The 20,271-nt window shown below is 40.0% G+C and carries 15 protein-coding genes; 1 reads left to right on the forward strand and 14 read right to left on the reverse strand.

Features of this window, described 5'->3' with window-relative positions:
• Positions 1 to 19 precede the first annotated feature (19 nt).
• Entirely contained in the window at positions 20 to 298 is a 279-nt protein-coding gene (locus QNN06_RS18205; RefSeq protein WP_284035673.1) for an SDR family NAD(P)-dependent oxidoreductase, read from the reverse strand.
• Between the two features lie 768 nt (positions 299 to 1,066).
• On the opposite strand from QNN06_RS18205, the gene QNN06_RS18210 reads away from it, so the two are divergent.
• Positions 1,067 to 1,939, forward strand: a complete 873-nt coding sequence (locus tag QNN06_RS18210; RefSeq protein WP_284035674.1) for a LysM peptidoglycan-binding domain-containing protein — start codon at positions 1,067 to 1,069, stop codon at positions 1,937 to 1,939.
• Positions 1,940 to 2,178: 239 nt separating this feature from the next.
• Here the strand turns inward: QNN06_RS18210 and QNN06_RS18215 are convergent, their stop codons facing one another.
• The 13 genes from QNN06_RS18215 to QNN06_RS18275 all read right to left on the reverse strand — a co-directional run bounded on the left by QNN06_RS18215 (position 2,179) and on the right by QNN06_RS18275 (position 20,093).
• Positions 2,179 to 3,567: a hypothetical protein gene (locus QNN06_RS18215; RefSeq protein WP_284035675.1), complete on the reverse strand. Its 1,389-nt coding sequence runs from the start codon at positions 3,565 to 3,567 to the stop codon at positions 2,179 to 2,181.
• Between the two features lie 227 nt (positions 3,568 to 3,794).
• Positions 3,795 to 5,606: an acyl-CoA dehydrogenase family protein gene (locus QNN06_RS18220; protein ID WP_284035676.1), complete on the reverse strand. Its 1,812-nt coding sequence runs from the start codon at positions 5,604 to 5,606 to the stop codon at positions 3,795 to 3,797.
• 110 nt (positions 5,607 to 5,716) lie between these two features.
• Positions 5,717 to 6,487, reverse strand: coding sequence for a citryl-CoA lyase (locus QNN06_RS18225; protein WP_284035677.1), 771 nt, complete (start codon positions 6,485 to 6,487; stop codon positions 5,717 to 5,719).
• Between the two features lie 77 nt (positions 6,488 to 6,564).
• Positions 6,565 to 8,715 (reverse strand): acetate--CoA ligase family protein, encoded by a 2,151-nt coding sequence (locus QNN06_RS18230; RefSeq protein WP_284035678.1) that lies wholly within the window; start codon positions 8,713 to 8,715, stop codon positions 6,565 to 6,567.
• Positions 8,716 to 8,718: 3 nt separating this feature from the next.
• The gene (locus QNN06_RS18235) at positions 8,719 to 10,626 is read right to left on the reverse strand and encodes a TRAP transporter permease (protein ID WP_217036612.1); all 1,908 of its coding nucleotides are present in this window, start codon (positions 10,624 to 10,626) and stop codon (positions 8,719 to 8,721) included.
• A 122-nt stretch (positions 10,627 to 10,748) separates the two neighbouring features.
• Complete coding sequence (locus QNN06_RS18240; RefSeq protein ID WP_213119405.1) at positions 10,749 to 11,939, reverse strand: TAXI family TRAP transporter solute-binding subunit; 1,191 nt, start codon at positions 11,937 to 11,939, stop codon at positions 10,749 to 10,751.
• 383 nt (positions 11,940 to 12,322) lie between these two features.
• Positions 12,323 to 12,727: a Zn-ribbon domain-containing OB-fold protein gene (locus QNN06_RS18245; protein ID WP_213119404.1), complete on the reverse strand. Its 405-nt coding sequence runs from the start codon at positions 12,725 to 12,727 to the stop codon at positions 12,323 to 12,325.
• Between the two features lie 2 nt (positions 12,728 to 12,729).
• Entirely contained in the window at positions 12,730 to 13,899 is a 1,170-nt protein-coding gene (locus QNN06_RS18250) for an acetyl-CoA acetyltransferase (RefSeq protein ID WP_284035679.1), read from the reverse strand.
• 69 nt (positions 13,900 to 13,968) lie between these two features.
• Positions 13,969 to 15,141, reverse strand: coding sequence for an acyl-CoA dehydrogenase family protein (locus tag QNN06_RS18255; protein ID WP_284035680.1), 1,173 nt, complete (start codon positions 15,139 to 15,141; stop codon positions 13,969 to 13,971).
• On the reverse strand, positions 15,141 to 16,307 hold the full coding sequence (locus QNN06_RS18260; RefSeq protein WP_284035681.1) for an acyl-CoA dehydrogenase family protein: 1,167 nt from the start codon (positions 16,305 to 16,307) through the stop codon (positions 15,141 to 15,143). Before QNN06_RS18260 ends, QNN06_RS18255 begins: the two co-directional genes overlap by 1 nt.
• 119 nt (positions 16,308 to 16,426) lie before the next feature.
• Positions 16,427 to 17,167: a 3-oxoacyl-ACP reductase FabG gene (fabG, locus tag QNN06_RS18265; protein WP_284035682.1), complete on the reverse strand. Its 741-nt coding sequence runs from the start codon at positions 17,165 to 17,167 to the stop codon at positions 16,427 to 16,429.
• Between the two features lie 262 nt (positions 17,168 to 17,429).
• The gene (locus QNN06_RS18270) at positions 17,430 to 18,239 is read right to left on the reverse strand and encodes an IclR family transcriptional regulator (RefSeq protein WP_284035683.1); all 810 of its coding nucleotides are present in this window, start codon (positions 18,237 to 18,239) and stop codon (positions 17,430 to 17,432) included.
• A 447-nt stretch (positions 18,240 to 18,686) separates the two neighbouring features.
• Entirely contained in the window at positions 18,687 to 20,093 is a 1,407-nt protein-coding gene (locus QNN06_RS18275; RefSeq protein WP_284035684.1) for an alpha/beta hydrolase domain-containing protein, read from the reverse strand.
• Positions 20,094 to 20,271 lie beyond the last annotated feature (178 nt).

Raw genomic sequence — 20,271 nt, forward strand, 5'->3', positions numbered from 1 at the left:
AATCCAAATATCAATAGTGCTAAAATGTTTTTCGGCATAAAATCCACAATTGTTCTAATTCGTCTCGATTATAGGCTCTTGCTGCATATCCTTCAACAGTATCAGGATTTATCTTTCTTAAGCTTTGCAATGCTCGCTCAACACTTTCCTGGGATTGTCCGTTTATCGTTACCCTGCATCCCGCCAGTAAAAATTCCCGGGCCAGTCCATAACCAATTCCTCTTGTACTTCCAGTGATGACAACATGCTTCATGTTCTCGCCAACTCCATTTCCATGAAAAAAATCGATTATCTTCATTATGAATCTTTTTTTCAGTGGACATATGCTGCTGGAAGTGATATTTATTTAGATTTCGTGAAAATTACTCCCAGTCATTTATTACCCATCTATGCGCTCCGATACTTGATAATATTTGCAGTTCGGGCTCATATAACCTTTCTATGTGCCTCAATGATTGATTAAATCTGCGGTTCTGGCCCATTTAACCTTTTTATGCGCACCATTGATTGATTAAATCTGCGGTCTGGGCTCATATAACCTTTCTATGCGCCCCAACGCTTGTTTATATCTTTGTTCGGGCTCATATAACCTCTCTATGCGCCCCAACGCTTGTTTATATCTGCAGTTCGGGCTCATAGAACCTTTCTATGCGCCTCAATGATTGATTAAATCTGCGGTCTAGGCTCATATAACCTTTCTATGCGCCCCAACGCTTGTTTATATCTGCGGTTCGGGCTCATAGAACCTTTCTATGTGCCTCAATGATTGATTAAATCTGCGGTTCGGGCTCATATAACCTTTCTATGCGCCCCAACGCTTGTTTATATCGGCGGTTCGGGCTCATAGAACCTTTCTATGCGCCTCAATGATTGATTAAATCTGCGGTTCGGGCTCATATAACCTTTCTATGCGCCCCATTGATTGATTTAATCTGTGGTCCGGGCTCATATAATCTTTAGATCAGAATGATATCATGTACCCATTTTTATTTTTCAAAAATAATTGGGCTTATTTATCAGAATCAAAAAGTTCTTTCCCTCGTCAGTATAAATGAGGTGAAAATAAATGAAAAAATTTAAACGGTTCTTGCAGGCAGTCCTTTGTACATTGTTGGTCGGTTCAGTATTTTATTTTGGTCAGGCGACTACATTCGCTAAGGACAATTATATTGTTATCAAGAAAGGAGATACATTATATAGCATTTCGAAAAAATACCATATTTCCGTTGAAGATATAAAGGAATACAACCAACTAACCAGCAACACGATTATTGCCGGTCAAAAGTTAATGATTCCAGATTTTGAACAAACCAAACCATTATATGTTGTCGTTGCTGGTTCATTTAGCAAGAAAACGAATGCAGATAAGCGGGTTGCTTTTTTGAAAAAGAAAGGAATTGAAGCGACCGTCGTTAAAAAAGTCATGAATGGTAAAAACTTATATCGTGTTCAAGCGGGTGCTTTTTCGAATAAATCCAATGCAGATAAAATGAAGAAGAAGGTAAAGGATATTGGGATAAAAGATGCTTTTCTTTTATCTGAGAAGCCTCTTCATATAAATGGAATCACACTAGGAACTTCTGACAATCAGCTCCTTAAAAAATTCGGTCAGCCAACCAAAACAGCGGATGATAAGAATACTAGGTCGCTTTATTATCAAAACGAAGGTGCCGGGGTCCGGATAAACTTTAATGCAGCCAATGATTCCATTGAACAACTGCAGGTATATCCGGAATTTCTAACAACCACTTACATCCCCACTGACAAAAACAAAATCCTCGATGCTTATGGAAACCCAAATGAAATAAAGACCGTTACCTGCTATGAAAGTGCTAGTTGTGAACAAATGATTTATACATTTAATAAAAGCCAATTAATCGTTCAGATTGACCGTGATGGTAAGACCGTTCAATATTTGGAATTACGAAAAACCAAATAAAAAAATTCAACTGAAGGACGTTCACTCTTCTCTTGGCATCTCGATGTTTCAACTTGAATCCGTTCATTACAGTCATATTTATTAAAGGATTCAGTAAAAATTACTGAGTCCTTTCTTACTTCCCGAATTGGTATGAATAGCTTCAACTCCTTTTCGAATGGTCTATAGTTGTAACAAGCCCACTCCAGCCACTGCTGGTATTAATAACTTCTAATATTTAACAATAGCCAATTCTACTTTTAATGAATCAAATAAACAAATGTTGATCCAATTATAAGCATGATTAACAAAAATACTCCGTTCCACCGTAACCCCACGGAAAGGCTAGATTTCCCTAATAATCTACTTACAAGTAAATTAATAGGATTAATTGGACTTATTACGGAAGACAAAGACCAGGACAGCATCAACAATAATGCCAGTACCTCGGGCCGTGTTCCGAGCATGTTCGCGTCCATTTGGGTGACTAGGGCTGAAACGACGACTAATTGATGAACCCCAATAAAGGTAAGGACCAAGATCGTTCCGGCGACAAAGAGGATAAAAAGCAAAAAAGAAATGGAAGCTGTATGAGCTAGGAAAAGTTTAATACTGTCAGCCGCGGCTGTTCCAGTCAATGCTTTAGAAAAAAGGCCAGCGCTGATAAATAAAACAATCTCATTTTTCATATTAACAACAGATGTATTTTTAAAAATAATAAACTGTCCTGTAAAATCACTCCATTTCCCTTTCGTTACAGCCCAAATAACAGGAAAGGTAATTGATACTAAGCTCACTAAAAACAACATTGACCACTTAGTTAAAAATTCAAGGAGGAATGTCATTCCAATAATCAGAGAAAATAGTCCGGCTAGATTAAGCATATTTTTTTGATGTTTTTTTCCTTGTTGTACATTAATATTTTGTTCATCACTAGATGTCACAAACCGTGCGATGACATCACTATCTTTTCTTCGTTTTAACCAAATCCAAAATAATAAATTTCCGGTGACTAACTGGATAATGGCAAGGGTAAATCCTAACGGTATGTAATGCAAAATAGGAACTTTTAGTTGGTAAAGAACCAGGGCAACCGATGCGTAATAGGGAGACCATAAGATTACAGATGAAAACCCCACCAAATAAGATTTTGCAAGTATTTCAGGGGCTAGTTTAAAACTTCCAATCAATTCATGCAGGATTCGAATGGTACCAATATTCAATACCGGTCCTAGGCAAAACAATAAGAGCGAAATGCTGACAAATAATTTTCTTAATTGATGAGCTAATTTCTCTACAAAAAATTGAATGGAATGATAATAACCGCCGAGTTTTATAGGAATTGTTAACAGAGGAACCAATATAATAAGACTTAATAAAGGAAGGTAGGAGAGTAAGCCTTTCACTGTCCCCTCAATCGCTGCACCTTTATATATATTTATAAAAAATCCAAGCATAAACATACAAATACTAAAATAACGAGGAAGAGGCTCGGCTTGTTTAAGGTTGGATAAAAAAACAACGATGGTGAAGGCTGTGAGAAAATAATCAAAGATATTGGAATGGGTAAAATTGTGAAGAATATAGAGCAAACACATGGCAAGGATCAGTAAACTTTTCACTTGTATATTTTCTTTTGCTCTAGGCATTAACCTGGTTTCCAACAATTTTTTCAACTCCGTCAAATAAAATTTCTTTTTCATCAGCGCGACTAAGGAAATGAATCACCGATAATAGGGATAGCCCCCATTAGGAACACTTGGAAGTTTTGGCTGCTTATTAAATGGGGACTATTATATTTTTTGAAAGAACCTATTTTTGTGTGCTGAACATCAACTATCCTATCTCTTGCCTTTATGGCGGATCCTCAACTCTTTTACTTAGTTGACGCTTTAGTTGATACTTTTACATTCTTCTCCATCACGGTCAATAATGGATCGATAACATTTTCAGGAATACTCTCCCAATCGATAATCGCATCAAGCCATTCATTTACGTTCTTATCAAAAATGGCCGTATCATCCTCCAAGTGTAAGTATCGTTGAAAATAATGGATAAATAAATATAATTTTCGATAACCGCCGTTCGACGAAAGTTGAAATTCTGCTTCTTGGAGGAGCAGGCTTGCCGTGAAAAGATGGTACATACGGTTCATAAACCGTTTCGCGGAAATTTCTTGCTCCAGTGATCTTCCTTGAACAATTTGCTCTACTTGTTCTTTGAATTTTTCCATTTTCCCTCGGCAAAGTTCGGCTCCACGTTGCACATGAGCATTTTTTAAACCTGACAGCCGCTTTTCCAAATCACTAATAAATGCCCTTCCGCCATCATCCTTGTGAATGGCTCTTAACACATCCAAAGCCACGATATTGGTTGTTCCTTCCCAAATGGAGCCGACATGTGCATCTCGAACGAGCTTTGGATTTACCCACTCTTCAATGTAGCCATTGCCCCCGCGAATTTCCATTGCCTCTGCAGTTACATATCGTGCCTGTTTGCAAACAGTCCCTTTAAGCAGAGGGGTTAAAATCCGAAGCAGTTTTTTCGATTCATCATGATTACCCTCAGCCTGATCAAAGACATGGGCTGTGTAAAAAATGGCCGATGAGGCTGCTTCCGTCATAAGGAGCAGTTCAAACAGGCTCTCTCTCATTAAAGGCAAATCTATTAGGGCCTGACCAAATGCCTTTCTTCCTCTTACTGTCACCAGCGCCTCTGTAAAACTTCGTCTCATCATGGCTGCAGAACGTACGGCATTAGAAAGCCGGGAGGAATTGACCATCGACATCATTTGTTTAAAGCCACTGTCTAGATTTCCGATGACATAACCAGCCGCCCCTTCGAAAGTAACTTCTCCGGAGGCCATATCCCTTGTTCCTAGCTTATCTTTTAACCGGTTGATTCGATATCGATTTCGCTCACCGTTTTCCAGTTTTTTAGGTACTAAAAACATGGCCAGACCTTTTGTACCCGCACTCGCTCCTTCTGGACGTGCCAACACCAGCGCAACATCAGCAGATACGTTAGAACAAAACCATTTATCACCCCAAAGCTCCCAATGGTCACCTGCCTTTTTAGCTGTAACCAAGTTGGTTCCTACATCAGATCCGCCTTGCTTTTCTGTCATGAATTGTGCACCAGTCCAAAGTTCACTTGTATCGGTACTGACCATTCTAGGTAAGTATTTGTTCTTTATTTCAGGACTTGCATATTGTTCAATTACTCGGGCCGCTGAATCGGTCATACTCATTGGGCAGCAAAGTCCAAACTCGGATTGCGCAAATAAATACCAAAATGCATATTTTAACACCCTCGAAAAAGGAGTTGGCCACCCCATCACACCTGGTCGATGGGACATGGCTACTAGCCCAAACTCACCATAACCGATTTCCTCCATTCGATGATAGGACGGGTGATATCTTATTTTATCAACCCTTTCCCCCTGTCGATTGTAAGGGATTAATTCCGGGGGATTTTGGTCTGCTTCACGGGATAATTCATCTAACTCAGTACCTGCCACTTCCCCCATTTTTGATAATAGCGGAAGTACTTTTTCATATTCATCCTCCGAAACATAGAAACGCATCAATAAATTTAAGTTTAGATCATCAAGGAAAAAATTAAGTCCCTCCGCCTCTGGCATTCCACCCAGTTTAGGTTCCAGGCTTTTTAAATGATTCCTCTTCAAGAATAAAAACCTCTTTCCCATAAATGATTATTTTAAGATAAAATTTGTTTCTCTTTTTCTAAAAAATTAGTTCATTCCTGATTGCCCGGAATGAACTATAAATACTTAAATTATCCTCTATAGTCCGTATGTTCTTCGATATAGTCGAACAATTGCTGACCGAAACTCTCTTTTCTTCCCACCTCAACTTCCTCTACGATATGAGCGACTAAACCGACAGCCCTCGCAGCAACCGCAAACGATTTGACAACCCGATAATCAATTCCCATGTCGGCCATGATAGCACCAATGGCTCCAACAGCATTGAGGGTAATCGTCTTTCCTTTTTTCTCGCAAATTTGTCTATGAATCTCTTTAAGAAGCTGTGAGTTCTTTCCATTGAAGCCCAGCTCCTCAGCGATCGCAAATAACCGGGTTGTTCGTGGATCTTCGGGTTTATGAACGGGATGACCAAATCCGGGAAGCTGCTTTCCGCTTTCCTGCCTCTCATTAATGACATGAGAGGCGATTTCTTGTAGAACTCTTTCCTCTCCATATTTTTGAAAGGCATCCTGAAGCATTTCTGCAACATATTCCATTGCCCCAAGATAAACAGTTCCCGCACCAAGCAAGCCTGCCGCAACGGCTGATTGAACAGATTCGGGCGCTCCTAAATAAGTTAGCCTTGTTGAAATAGAGCTTGGAGTATACCCATGCTCGCAGATGGCTACTAATAGTGCGTTAAGCATCTTGGATTCATTTTCTGTCGGTTTCCGATGCATCGCTCCGAGAAATGCCATATCAGCCAGAGTAATTTTTCCGATTAAATCTTCTGTTAGGTCATAACCGTGAACAAAAATTCGATCACGGGTTGATTTACCAATTTTCGTTCGAAATTCCATCGTTAGTAATACCTCCAAAATTTTATATTTGTGAAAAACATTAGCATGTTTTTAACTCCTGACCTATTCGTTTTGGATTAAATAGTTCCTGCTGAAACAGTAGATTCCACGCCGTTTTTCCAGATAATAATTCCGTCTAAGGCAGCGATGCCTTTCCCTTCTTCGAACACCCATAATGGATTTATGTCCATCTCACTAATTTTTTCCTTATGTTGTGCCGCAAACTGTGAAACCTTCACAATGGCCTCCGTCAGGGCAGAAACGTCTCTTTTCTTTTTACCTCTGGTTCCTTCTAACAAAGGATAACCCTTTAGTTCTATTAACATATCAAAGGCCTCTTGTTTACTAACTGGTGCCCGGCGAATCGAAGCATCCTTTAGCACTTCGATGAAAATTCCGCCAAGACCGCAGACAATTAAAGGTCCAAATTGGGGATCTTGTTTTACCCCGATAAACATTTCGATTCCTTCATCTTGAAACATCTCCTCTGCTAGAATTCCTTCGATCTTTGCATCTGGAGCATATTGTTTAACAGATTGCAAGATTCCGTCAAAGGCATTCTCTAGTTGAAGAGAATTTTGAATGTTAATCTTCACACCGCCTGCGTCTGTTTTATGCAGAACATCACGGGAAATCACTTTACATACAACCGGGTATTGGAGATGTTCTTTTACTGCTTCTAAATGGCTGCGATCTTTAATGAGCGTGCCCTTTGGAACGCGGATGTCCAGCTTTGAAAGCTCTTCCTTGACACGTTCCTCTGTCCAAATCCCTGACATGTCTCCAGACTTTGCATTAGGCTGGTTTTCCGGCACTTGCAGCCCTGCATCTTCTTTCCTGCAGAATGCCGAAAAATCGACTAAATATTTTAAAGCCAACATTGTTTTATAAGAGGTAGAGAAAACGGGAATGCCAGCTTCTTGCAGAATGGTTCTTCCTTCACCGGTCAACTCACTGGTTCCTGTGATTGTGACAAGAATCGGTTTGTCTGTTAATTTATCAATCTCAGCTATTTTTTTACAGATTTTCTTCCCTAGCACGCCGCCAAACGTAGTTTGAAAAACTATTGCATCAATGTCTTGGTCATTAATTAGAATCTCAAGTGTGTCCGTTAAAATATGCTGTTCTTTTAGCGCTTGAGCAGTTACATCAATTGGATTAAGCGCTGAACCGTATGGAGGGATAATGGCTTTAATTTCTCTTGCTGTTTCCACAGACATACGAACCATTTCCAATCCTAGCACTTCGCTATAATCTGCCATGGCAATTCCTGCTGCACCAGAATTGGATATAGTGACAACACGGTTGCCAGCAGTCTTCTTGCCTCTCCTAAAAACCTTCATGGCATCAATCATGTCATCGACATCATTTACGGAAATGAATCCATATTGTTTGGCAATAGCTTGGAACGTTTCTTCTGATCCAGTTAAGGAAGCCGTATGGGATAAAGCGGCTTGCCTGCCAATTTCAGAACGGCCAGACTTTAATAAAATAACTGGTTTATTCAACCTTTTAGAGGTTTTGGAAATTTCAATCAGCATTTCCCCATCAGGTATGCCCTCAAGATAACCCGCCACGACTTGTGTATCTTTATCTTCGAGCATATATTCGATGCAATCAAGCGAATGAATATCCATTTGGTTTCCTGTATTGACGATATAAGAAAAACCTATATTCTCCTCTTGAGCTAATCCAAATAAGGAAAACCCGATCGCACCACTTTGGGAGGCAAAACCAACATTGCCCGTTTGGAATCCTTTTTCTGTTTCAAAAGAGGTGGCAAAACCCATAGGGATTGTCTTTTTAACGTTTAATAAGCCTACGCAATTCGGACCCAGTATGTGAATCCCAGCTTCCTGAGCTTTTTTCAATACTTGTTCTTGGAGCTTTCTTCCTTCATCACCAACCTCAGCAAAACCTGAGCCGAATAGAACCAGATGGTGGATTTGTTTCTTTTTACAATCTTCCAGAATTTGCAGCATCCGTTTGGAGGCAACTGCAATTAAGGCTACATCAACCTCTCCGGGAATATCTAATAGGCTTGGATAACAAGGAATTCCCTCAATTTCATCATATTTTGGATTAACAGGATAAATTTTCCCCTTATAATTGTGATGAATTAAGTTTTTTATTGGTTTACCACTTATAGAGGTGAAGTCCTTCGATACTCCAACAATCGCGATCGATTGGGGATTCAAAAAGCGGTCAATCGCATTTATTTTTGACATATTTTAAACCTCCTGTCCTTTTTCCTTGTTGACATTTAGTGAAACTTTAATTTTAAAGAGATAGATTAATCCCAAGACAACGAGTCCGATAATCAGCAAATATAGATTCATGAAAAACATCAATAACCCTCCAGCAAATAACAATAACCGTTCTACAATCTTTAACGCTCCTGCTCCTAAAAGGTATCCTTCGAGGGATGAAGCAATCATAAATATCCCTATAATTGACAGAACTATGCTAAGAACTGTCTCTAAAGGCTCGCCGCGTCCAATTAAGATGGCCGGGTTGTAAATCATAAAGAAAGGCACTATGAACTTTACAGAGCCGAGCTGCACCGCCTGAAAACCTGTTTTCATCGGACTGGCACCAGCGATACTTGCAGTGGCAAACGCTGCTAATGCAACAGGCGGTGTGATATAAGAAACAGTTGCCCAGTAGACCACATATAAATGGGCGGCAATAGGATCCACACCAACGGCTATCAAGGCCGGTGCCATGATAACTGCTAAGAACACATATACGGCAGATACTGTCATCCCCATCCCTAGAATAAAACTAGTAAGCGCTCCGCCAATTAATATAAGGAAGGTGCTGTCTCCCGCTGCAGCAACCAGTTCTCTTGACAGTGAAAATGATACTCCTGTAGCTGACAAAGCTCCGACGATAAAACCGACCCCTGCAATGATCACGACGATATCGGCTAATACTTTTCCAATTTCTAACAACATGTCGAAAAGTTGCTTCTTGCTCATACGTGTTTCTTTTTTGATCATAGCGATGATCAGTAAGGCGACACTTGCGTAGTAAGGTGCCTGGCCTTCAGAATTTAAAAATCCTAAAAAGGCGATCATAATGAGAATAGCAAAGATATAATACCAGCCATCTTTCAATGTCTTCCAAAAAGATGGTACCTCTGATTTTGGCAATCCTTTTAAATGATTCTTTGCGGCATATCCATCAATCTGAATAAATAACCCAAAGTAATAAAGGAAGGCAGGCACTGCCGCTGCAAGGGCGATATGATAGTAAGGTGTTGCCAAAAAAGAGGCCATAATAAATGCAGCCGAACCCATAATCGGCGGGGTAATGGTTCCGCCTGTCGAGGCAGTTGCTTCAATCGCAGCTGCATAGTACGGTTTATAACCAGACTTTTTCATTGCCGGAATCGTCATAGCACCAATAGTTACTGCATTTGAAACAGCACTTCCGCTTAACATACCAAAAAAAGCACTTCCAACAACGGCTACCTTTGCTGAGCCACCTCGGGTTCTCCCGAATAGAGATAGGGCCAGGTTAAAGAAGAAATCTCCGCCGCCGGTTCGAGTGATCACTACGCCAAACACAAGAAAACCAAGAAGCAAGTTTCCGATCGTAGTATAAGCAATCCCAAAGACGCTATTGGAACTTAAAATATGGTTTCTAGCTAATGTTAAAAAGTCATAGGATTGCCCCTGTAATAGACTGATAGGTACATTGGAAGCAACGAGGGGATAAAGGGAAATCACCAAGCAAATAAGGGATAAGACTAGGCCTGCAGTTCGACGAAGTGCTTCAAGTAATAAGGCCCATAACACAATACTGAAATATGTAGGAATGGTTGGAGCGTTCCAATCCCAGCCTTCTTCGATGATACGCTTTCCTTGTAAACCAAGGTAAACAGTAATGATGACCGAAACAGCAAAAAAGACAACATCATACCATTTGACGGATGTTTGAGTTTTCTTGGCAGGGAAAATTAAAAATGAAATCGGCATAAAACAGCCTAGCAAATAGATGAGGTAAGCATTCTGGATGGGGTTAATTCCAAACAAATGGATATAAAACAACATATTAATAGAAAGAAAAACACCAATAACAGTGGAAACTGCCACGACTACTTTCCAAAAAAAATTAAGCCTTTCTGTTTTCAAGCGAGATCCCCCAATCTTATTATTATCGAATTTTTGACAGTCTCTCCATTGCTGAGATCTTGATAAAAAAGAATGTCAGCCAGCTTTCAGCGGCTGACTTTCTTTTTTTTTTATATAGAAACTTATTTTATAAGTTCCGCCTTTTTCTCTAACCAATAGGCTGGAAACTTATCATTAGAAATGCCTTCCTTTTTAGATTCATCGACTACCTTATTCCAGGCAGTTTTTAGTTTCTTATATCTTTCGGCCAATGCATCATTTTTCGCTTGTTTTTCATCACTCCACAAACCTTTTTCTTTTAAGAACTTAATCGTCCCCTCGTGGAATGGGATACCGCGTGGCTCTGTCAACACTTTATCTTTAGAATATAGGGCCAAGTTTGGTATCGCCTTTTGATAGTCATTAAAGTTTTCATCCATGGCTTTTAATAACTGATAAACAGTATCTGCATCCTGGCTGGCATAACCACCGATAAGATATCCATGACCCATGACGTTTGTTGCGCCTTTCATACCAGCACCGTTATCCATTGTATATGGGAACAGCCATGATGCAGTCTTTTCTACACGTGCCCAGCCTTCCTTGTCATTAGGATCCATTTCAAGCCAGTGAATTCCGCCCTTACTGTCTGCTTCAAACATGGTGGAAGCGGTTGGATTAATTCCGGCTACGTCGATTTGCCCTTGTAGCAGCGCATCACCTTGTCCTGCATAGGAAGTAATATCAACCGGTTTTACATCATCCCATGTGAGACCGGCAAAGGCTAATATTGCTTCGTTTTTAATATTAACGGAGGAATTACCAGTAATTCTAGGAACCCTCTTTCCTTTTAAATCTGCAATCGATTTAATATCTGAATCTTTTCGAACCGCAAACCCAAATTGACTAATTGGTGCCCAAATGGCCCTTACATCTTGAGGACCCCAATCGGGTTTCGCAAATTCTTCCATTGCTTCAAAAGAAAATTGAATTTCATCACCCAATTTTCCAATAGAAGCTTGATTACTCTTTAATGGCAGCATTCGTCCTACCCCGCTGGCGGATGGAAGCATCCTAATTTGTGTTCCATATTTACTAGTCAATGTGTTTGCAATTGCTGACATTTCTGCGTATCCACCGGATCCAACATCGTATACGCTCCATGTCATTTGTTTGGGAAGTGAGACAGCACTAGAAGCTGTAGAAGAACCTTTGTTTGAAGCTGGTTTTTTCTCAGTTCCGCTGCTTTTCAGTGATCCATTACTGCTGCAGCCCACCAATAAAATGGAGAGTAAAAAGATAGCCATTAAGAATTTTAGCGGTTTTTTCAACATCCATAATCCCCCTTCATTTAAAGCCTTCCTACCTGAAAAAGATGTTACATCATTACTTTTTCAGGTAGGAAACCGTTTTCATATTTCTACCAAATTTATTTTATATATAAAATTTATTTTCGTCAATGAAATTTTATAAAATTCAGTATTTTTCGTTAACATATATTCCATCTAATGAAAAAAGGAGATATTGATCGTTTTGATAGGAATTCCTCATAGTGTTTGCAAAGTTGAAACATTGTGAAAGGATCTTAACAGATGAGGTTTTTAAACTATTAGAATAGTTTTCGCTTTAAACCAAAACTATTTCCGTTATGGATTCCATGCCTTCTTGGTTTAAGGCTAGAGGAGCATCAATATTGGATGTTCCCCTAGTGTTCATGTTAGATAGCTCTTGGTTTAAATTTCGGTAATGTAAAATCTCCTTCTACTTGAAAGACCACTTCAACCGGCATATCACAGTCTACTTTATCTACATCTACATCAATGATATTACTAAGCATACGAACCCCTTCTTCTAATTCGATCAATGCGACAACGTACGGAACTTCATCTTTAAATGCCGGGCCCCCTGGGCGCCTTGCTATGGTAAAGGAATAAACCTTTCCAACTCCAGAGGATTGCACCCATTCGACTTTTTCAGAAAAACAATTTGGACATAAAACCCGTGGATAAAAAATGTAGCTGGAGCAGTCCTCACATTTTTGAATCAATAGTTTATGCTCTTTACACCCTTGCCAAAATACATCAGAGTCTCCATCAGGTATAGGCAGCGGTTTTTCTATCATTTTTAATCCCTCCCTAAAATAACCACGGATGTAGAGGAAAGCGTTCCGCCTGTTCCCGCCACAAGAGAAATTTTTGAATTTTTCACTTGCCTCTCTCCCGCCTCTTCTCTCAACTGTCGCACAGCTTCAATTAACAAGAAGATTCCGTACATTCCAGGGTGAGCATAGGAAAGCCCCCCGCCATTTGTGTTCAAAGGAAAATCCCCGCCTGGAGCTGTCCGCTGATTCGAAACAAAATCCCCTCCCTCTCCAGATTTACAAAAACCTAGAGACTCTAGTGTAAGTAAAACGGTAATCGTGAAAGAATCATAGATTTGAACAACATCAATTTCATCATGAGTGACTCCTGCCATCTCAAATGCTCTCTTTCCTGAGACAGCCGCTGAAGTTACTGTTAAATCCGGCATTGCTTGAATGGACCAATGGCTGTGAGACTCTCCTTGTCCTAGAACCCATACCGGTTTTTTTCGGCAGTCTTTGGCCCGTTCAGCTGAGACCAAAACAATCGCACCCGCTCCATCCGTAACTAAACAGCAATCTAGTAAATGTAATGGGTCACAGATCATTGGCGAAGTTAAAACATCTTCAATCGTTAAATGATCACGCATCGTAGCGTGTGGATTTAATTGCGCCCATTTTCTGGTAGCTACTGCAATTTCCGCCAATTGTTCAGGCCTTGTCCCATATTGGTGCATATGGCGATGGGCTGCCATAGCGTAAGCACCTGCAGGCGACGGCAATCCATATGGAGTTTCGTATTGGGCCGTTAAGACTGGCGGTCGTCCAGCCAATGTACGGGATTTTTCAGAACGCTGCGTACTTCCATAGAGGATTAAAGCTACTTCACATAATCCTGATTGAATGGCTGCAGCCGCATGGCCGACATGGGCTTCAAAGGCTGATCCGCCTATTTGAGTGGAATCGGTATACTTCGGTTGAATCCCTAAGTATTCAGATAACACAACAGATGGAAAGGAACCGATGCCAGGTAATCCCCAAAGTCCGGCAACAAATATCCCATCGACATCATCCTTTGATAATCCGGCATCCTCTAATGCTCTTTTTGCAGCAATCGCCTGTATTTGTAAAACCGAATGACCGTGTTTTACTTTTCCTTTCTCAAGTTCAACATCTCCAACGCCGACAATAGCAGCGGCCCGTTTGATTGACATCTTTTCACCTACCCTTTATTTTTTTTGTTACGCACAGAAATCGTTCTCGTTCCTTTAATTGGTAAATGATTAAATTGTTATTCCTTGAGGTTTTTCAGAAGGTGAAAGCAAGTTTTGCATGACAAATTCAATCATGATGGACGGATGGGTAATGTGGTAAAGATGGTAAATAGAAGATTTGTACCAATAATGAATGCTTTCTTCCCATGTAAAGCCCATTCCACCATGAAGCTGGATCGCATCTTCACAGACTTTTTTATACATTTCTGTACTAAAATAGCGGCTTGCCATAACATTCAATAAGTTTTTATCCTGATTTGTTTCCTGTTGAGCTGCTATATAAAAACTGTAGCTGCGCGCTTTTTCAATAGCGACATGCATATCGGCTATCATATGTTTCACTGCTTGGAAGGATCCAACTGGAACTCCAAATTGCTTCCTCTGGGTCACATAATGAATGGTTCTTTTTAATACTTCGTCTGCACCGCCAATGATTTCCCCATTAGTACAAAGTAAATACTGGATAACTTTCTCATTTAACAATTCTTGGTGGTCAGTGTCGAATCCTTGAATAAAATCCACTTTATTAATCCAAACATGATCAAGCTGGATCGTTCCTTGCGGTTTGGCCAGTTCCACTGATTCCTCGGCTGAAACCGTTACGCCCTCTAGTCTGGTATTTAATAATGCTAGAGAAACACCCCCGCTACTGTCACTTACCGGCAATAGACAATAATCTGCGTGCTGGATAAACGGGATATGTTTGATTTCACCTGTCAATTGAATTCGGCTGCTTTCCCGATTTGCTATTTTGATAGATGGCCAATTGAAGTCTATTCCGTTTTTGGACTTTGCCAGCCGAGGCAAGGCCGTGGTGATGAGGCTTTCTCCAGATAGCAATAGGTCTAATTGTTGTTGTTGAACAGACGATAAATTTAATTGACTTAGGAGCGGGACAATGAATCCAGCTGTTAACAAATAAGGGCCAGGAAACGGTCTTTCTCCAAACGTTTCTGACAGATACATCAAGTCAAGAGTTGTCATATCCTCAAAGACCTGCCATTTTCCTTGTGCCAGTATTCCCAGCCAGCCATTATCTGCCAGTTTCCCCCATGCATCCTTTGAAAAGCCGTGGTTCTTTTCGACTATTTCTTTAAAATGTTCTAGTGTCATTTCTTTTTTTAACAATGATTGCAGAGCCTTTTTTAACATTTGCTGCTGTTCAGAAAAGCGGTATTCCATTATGCTCTCCCCCCCTTTGAGCTAGGCAGTCCCAGAGATTTAGCGATAATATTTTTTTGAACTTGTGTCGTTCCGGCATAGATCGTTTCGGCTCGTGAGATAAGAAATTTCTGTAACCAAACTTCATGTTCTCCTTTAACTAACGATTCTTCTCCTAGAACTTCCACGCCTAAATTAAGTAAATCTTGATGACTTTCACTCCAAACTAGTTTGGCTATGGCGGGGATGGCACCGTTATCATCACCTTGAGCAATAAGGGCAATATTCCGTAAGGAGATACTTTTTAATATTTCACAGGATAAATAGGACTGTACTAATTTATTTTGCAGGACGGAGCTGATTGCTTGCGAGTTGCCAATGTCAATCTGTTTTTGAAAAAGCGAAACTAGCTGCTGGAATTCTTGCTGCATTTTTAATGCGCGCTGCGCAAAATGAATTCCACGTTCGTTGGCAAGCGAATAATTAGCCATTTCCCACCCGTTATTTATTTCTCCAACGACATCCTCGATTGGAACAACGGCATCATCTAGAAAAACTTCAGCTAGTTCTGATTCACCGGCAATATTTTTTATTGGCCGTACTGTGACTCCTGGCTGTTTCAAATCTAAGATCATCAGGCTAATGCCTTTGTATCTGGATTCTCCCGTTCGGACCAAGATATAGCATTTATTTGCATAGGGAGCATAAGATGTCCATATTTTTTGACCATTTAATACATAATGGTCTCCTTTACGTTCTGCTTTTGTTTGAAGACCAGCTAAATCCGAGCCGGCAATCGGTTCTGAGAAACCTTGACACCATATGTCGTCATGATAAAGCATCCGGGGTAGATAGTGCTTCTTTTGTTCTTCTGTTCCATAGCGAATTAATGTCATTCCAAAAATGCCAATTCCATTGGAATTTAACACTTCGGGTGCATTGATCCGTACTAATTCTTCAATATAAACTAACTGTTGTTCCAGGGTTAATCCGAGGCCGCCATACTCTTTTGGCCAAGCAGGTGCTACCCATCCTCCCTGACCCAACATTTTGCCCCACGTTCTTCGTCTTTCCACCAATTCCTCGCCAGTTACTTCATAATTCCACTCCTTCGGAAAGTTTGCCACTAACCAGGTACGAAAAGACTCGCGAAAATACTCCGCCTCTTGTGAGTACTCAAAATTCATTCAGCTTACCCGCCTTTCATTGCTCATATTTTGATGGCACACAGCTTCAAAGGTGCCCTACACCTTGAATACTCCCTCATTGTTCATTGCTAACCGAAAAAAATTCTATTATTCTGTTATTACATAAAACGGCCGCCAGTCACTTCTAAAACATTACCTGTCATGTAATCTGAATAATCGGAACAAAGGAATACCACAGCTTTGGCAATGTCCAATGGTTCGCCGATTCTATTCATTGGGATTTCAGCAATCTTTATTTGCCGAACTTTCTCTGGCACCGCACGTGTCATATCCGTGTCAATAAAGCCAGGTTGCACCGCATTCACATTTACCTGGAATTTAGCAAGTTCTTTTGCTGCAGCCTTCGTCATTCCGACAAGCCCAGCCTTTGCTCCGGCGTAATTCACTTGGCCCATATTTCCCACTTTTCCAGCAATCGATGAAATATTAACCATCTTACCTTTTTGCTCCTGTCTCATATGAATGGCCGCCGCCTGCATACACAAGAAGGTTCCTTTCATATGTACTGCTATTACTTGATCGAATTGTTCTTCCGTCATCTTGTGTAACATGGCATCCCTTGTAATTCCTGCATTGTTTACCAGAATATCTAAACCTCCAAATGTGTCAATCGCTGCTTGGATTAGTCCGTAAGCGCTTTCTTTTCGCGAAACATCTACCTGGTAAGCTAAGCCTTTTGTTCCCAGTTTTTCAATTTCCCTCGCAACTTGCAGGGCGGATTCTAAATTTAAATCTCCAACCACCACATTTGCCCCATGCTTTGCTAGAAATAACGAGATTTCTCTGCCAATTCCTTGTCCTGCCCCGGTTACCACCGCGATTTTTCCGTTTAATTCCATTTCAAGTCACTCCTATATTTTAAGATGATGAAAGAAAGGAAACATTTGTTAATCTAATCAGGATTTTATATTTAAAAAATTTTTTTGTCAATGAAATATTGTAATATTTAGAAAATTAGGCCATTGGTTATACTGAGGAAGGAAGACCTTTACGATTTGGTTCTTCCAGGGAGTTTAGTGAAAAAAATAAAAAAGGAACGTTCGATGGGGATACGTTCCATTAGATGATTATTTAGATTTATGAATTTTTTATAAAAAAGACTTATTTTTTACTTTCGTAACCGCTTATTTTGAAACTAACTTCCTGTCCAATTCTTTTAATGAGTTCGCCCATTTTTACAATTTCTTTATCGTTAAATTGGGCGGTCATACCAATAATTGAAATGGCCATATCCACTGATCCGTCAGTATTAAAAAGAGGTGCCGAGATCCCTACGATTCCATCAATGTACTCTCCAAAGGTTGTGGCATATCCATTCTCACGGATGGTTGGCAATTCTTTTATCAGTTCTTGAATCTCCTCTGAAGACATTGATCGCAGTCCTTCATTGCTATGTAAAAGTTCGACAGCATCTTCTTCTTCCAAATAAGCTAGTAAACATTTACCATAAGAACCATCAATGACTGAAAAGTGTCTTCCTACTGATACATTAATTCCAAACTCTTCGCCTTCAGACTTAGCAATAATGGTTGAACGGTTTTTACCAATTCTGCTGACAAGAAAAGCGGTTAGTCCCGTTTTTTCTGAAAGACTCTCCAAGTACGGAATAATGACAGAGATATCAAATTGATTTTCTTTTGCTCTTTCTCCTAAGACAACCAGATACGGGCCAAGACTATACCGCTTTGAACTTTTATCAAAACGAACAATCGATAGTTCCTCTAACTTTTGCAATATCCGAAAACAAGTAGTTGGGGTAAGGGAAAGCGCTTTAGAAATCTCAGTTAAATTACTTTTACTAAATTTTTTTCGGCTTAGTAAAGTTAATATTTTAAACGCACTATCAAGAGCTGGAACGTTGTATTTGGGCTTTTTCTTTTCTTCCATACCATTATTCATATTATCTTCCATTCAAATTCCCCTTTAATTTTATAATAATAGGCACTAAGTAAAGCTATTTTAATTGACCGTATCTTCGAGATATCTTTAAATTACCAATTTTTAATAATTTTATATATAAAAAAATTTTTTGTCAAAGAAAATATTTTTCCTTTTCTCCAATATTTCTGTTCACGTTTTTCATTGTAATAAAAGCCAATTGATTGTTCAGATTGATCGTGATGGTAAGACCGTTCAATATTTGGATTTACGAAAAACTAAATAAAAAAGGATAACCAAGCGGCGCCGCTCACTCCCCTCATGGCATAACCATTGAAATAATTCCTTATATTGTACGATACGACATGGCCGAATTATTAAACACACTTAAAAAACCGAATCAGCAGCATCCCATAAAGGTGCTGCTGATTCGGTTTTATTTTGAAAAAATACCATTATAGTAAATCCATTATTTTCATTCTATTTACCAATTAAACTCTTAGCAGCTGCCTCTCTTATTAATTCTGCATCATCCTTAAGTATAAAACCTTGCTTAAGAATAGTATTGGTAGCTTGGTTCATTTTAGAGACATAGGAGCCATGATTAGGATATAGCTGACTTAGAAGTGCTGGCTTAAATGGTTCTGAAGAGCCGTATAAACGCTCAAATCCTGGTCCCGAGTTATCTCCTGTATTAACGCCAGTTGGAACTTCGTGTTCTGGCAATCTAATTCCTCCCAAGGCATTTCCGTAAGTATCCCTTGCTTTCGTCACACCATCTGCCATCCACGAAAAACGAGGAGCAGTTGGTGGAACCGCCTGGCCATCAATCCACTTTACCATGTAGTCATAGGCAGCATCTTGCACATAAGTAAATGGTATTCTGCTAAATGGAGGACGTGAACTCTGAATAGGCGTGATTCCGCCTAAATCCCGAATTAGGACTGGTTCATACCCCACTCTCTGTATCCAATCCACATGGGATGTTCCAGCTACCTCCCAACGGCGGAGGTTTTTGGAATCTGCCTCATCGCTTGCAGCATAGGTTGTAGAGCTTGTCGCTTGTCTTACGTCCGTTTCAGCCATCATACGGAAGATTTTGGTGTCGAGATCTTTTCTTAAAGGCACAGATGTTCCACGGATGACGAAACCGTCTATCACATTATGAATCGGATGAATGGAGTTATAGTAACGTGCAAGATAACCGGCAGACTGAGAATGACCTGTTGCAATGATTTTGTTTACCTTCAGCCCTTCCAGTGGATTTGTTCCCTTTGGATTCCTAAGTGCTTGGGCAACTTGAGAATAAATATCATACGACAGAGCATCATTGGTTATTTTCCCTTGATCCGTTACATCTAACGTTTTATAACGTTCACTCCAACCCTTTAAACGATTAACACCAACACGCTGTGCAGAGACTCCCACCCAAGCATATCCTGCACGGGTTATGTAGTCACGAGAGAGCATCCAGTCAAACTCAATATCTAACCCTGCTGTAACGTTGTACCATTCTAGTAGGACCGTACCATTAAAATTCTTTTGATTTGCTGGGCGACGGACCACGATTCTAGTTTTATATTCTTTATCACCATTTTCAATTGACGTTCCTGTTTCTAGAGAAGGGGTTGTATATTGCCGGGCAGTACCTTCCACGAAGAACTCTTCTTCCACATATCCTCTATTCGCTAAATCCATATTGGTTGCCCCAAACGTATAATTATGAGACGGGTCACCTGGAGTAACCGATAGGATCGGTCCTGTAATAGTTGGGTTGGGTACGGTTGAAATACTCGAAGAAGTATCGGCTGAAGCTGAAGCCGCAAACAAAGATGTAGATAGTGCAATGATGGAAAGTAAAGACAGACCTTTAGAGAGCGCTTTCAATAATGTTCACTCCTTTTCATTCCAATAGGTTTTCTGTTCATTCCTCTCTTTGTTTTCTCCTTTCATTAGATTTGGACAGCTAAACGAATTTGAATAGCTAATTAAATAATAGCATGATAGATATTTCGAATCCCGAATTTTCATTCGACATTATCGGACGTTAATTTTAACGATTCAC

This window comes from Neobacillus sp. 114 (genome assembly GCF_030127045.1).
Lineage (GTDB): Bacteria > Bacillota > Bacilli > Bacillales > Cytobacillaceae > Neobacillus > Neobacillus rhizophilus.

Excerpts from the sequence above, each read along its gene's own strand:
- QNN06_RS18245 (WP_213119404.1), bottom strand. The coding sequence starts at position 12,727 with ATGATAGAAAAACCGCTGCCTATACCTGATGGAGACTCTGATGTATTT.
- QNN06_RS18240 (WP_213119405.1), bottom strand. The coding sequence starts at position 11,939 with ATGTTGAAAAAACCGCTAAAATTCTTAATGGCTATCTTTTTACTCTCC.
- QNN06_RS18210 (WP_284035674.1), top strand. The coding sequence starts at position 1,067 with ATGAAAAAATTTAAACGGTTCTTGCAGGCAGTCCTTTGTACATTGTTG.
- QNN06_RS18205 (WP_284035673.1), bottom strand. The coding sequence starts at position 298 with ATGAAGATAATCGATTTTTTTCATGGAAATGGAGTTGGCGAGAACATG.
- QNN06_RS18250 (WP_284035679.1), bottom strand. The coding sequence starts at position 13,899 with ATGTCAATCAAACGGGCCGCTGCTATTGTCGGCGTTGGAGATGTTGAA.
- QNN06_RS18230 (WP_284035678.1), bottom strand. The coding sequence starts at position 8,715 with ATGTCAAAAATAAATGCGATTGACCGCTTTTTGAATCCCCAATCGATC.
- QNN06_RS18255 (WP_284035680.1), bottom strand. The coding sequence starts at position 15,141 with ATGGAATACCGCTTTTCTGAACAGCAGCAAATGTTAAAAAAGGCTCTG.
- QNN06_RS18260 (WP_284035681.1), bottom strand. The coding sequence starts at position 16,307 with ATGAATTTTGAGTACTCACAAGAGGCGGAGTATTTTCGCGAGTCTTTT.
- QNN06_RS18215 (WP_284035675.1), bottom strand. The coding sequence starts at position 3,567 with ATGCCTAGAGCAAAAGAAAATATACAAGTGAAAAGTTTACTGATCCTT.
- QNN06_RS18270 (WP_284035683.1), bottom strand. The coding sequence starts at position 18,239 with ATGGAAGATAATATGAATAATGGTATGGAAGAAAAGAAAAAGCCCAAA.
- QNN06_RS18225 (WP_284035677.1), bottom strand. The coding sequence starts at position 6,487 with ATGGAATTTCGAACGAAAATTGGTAAATCAACCCGTGATCGAATTTTT.
- fabG (WP_284035682.1), bottom strand. The coding sequence starts at position 17,167 with ATGGAATTAAACGGAAAAATCGCGGTGGTAACCGGGGCAGGACAAGGA.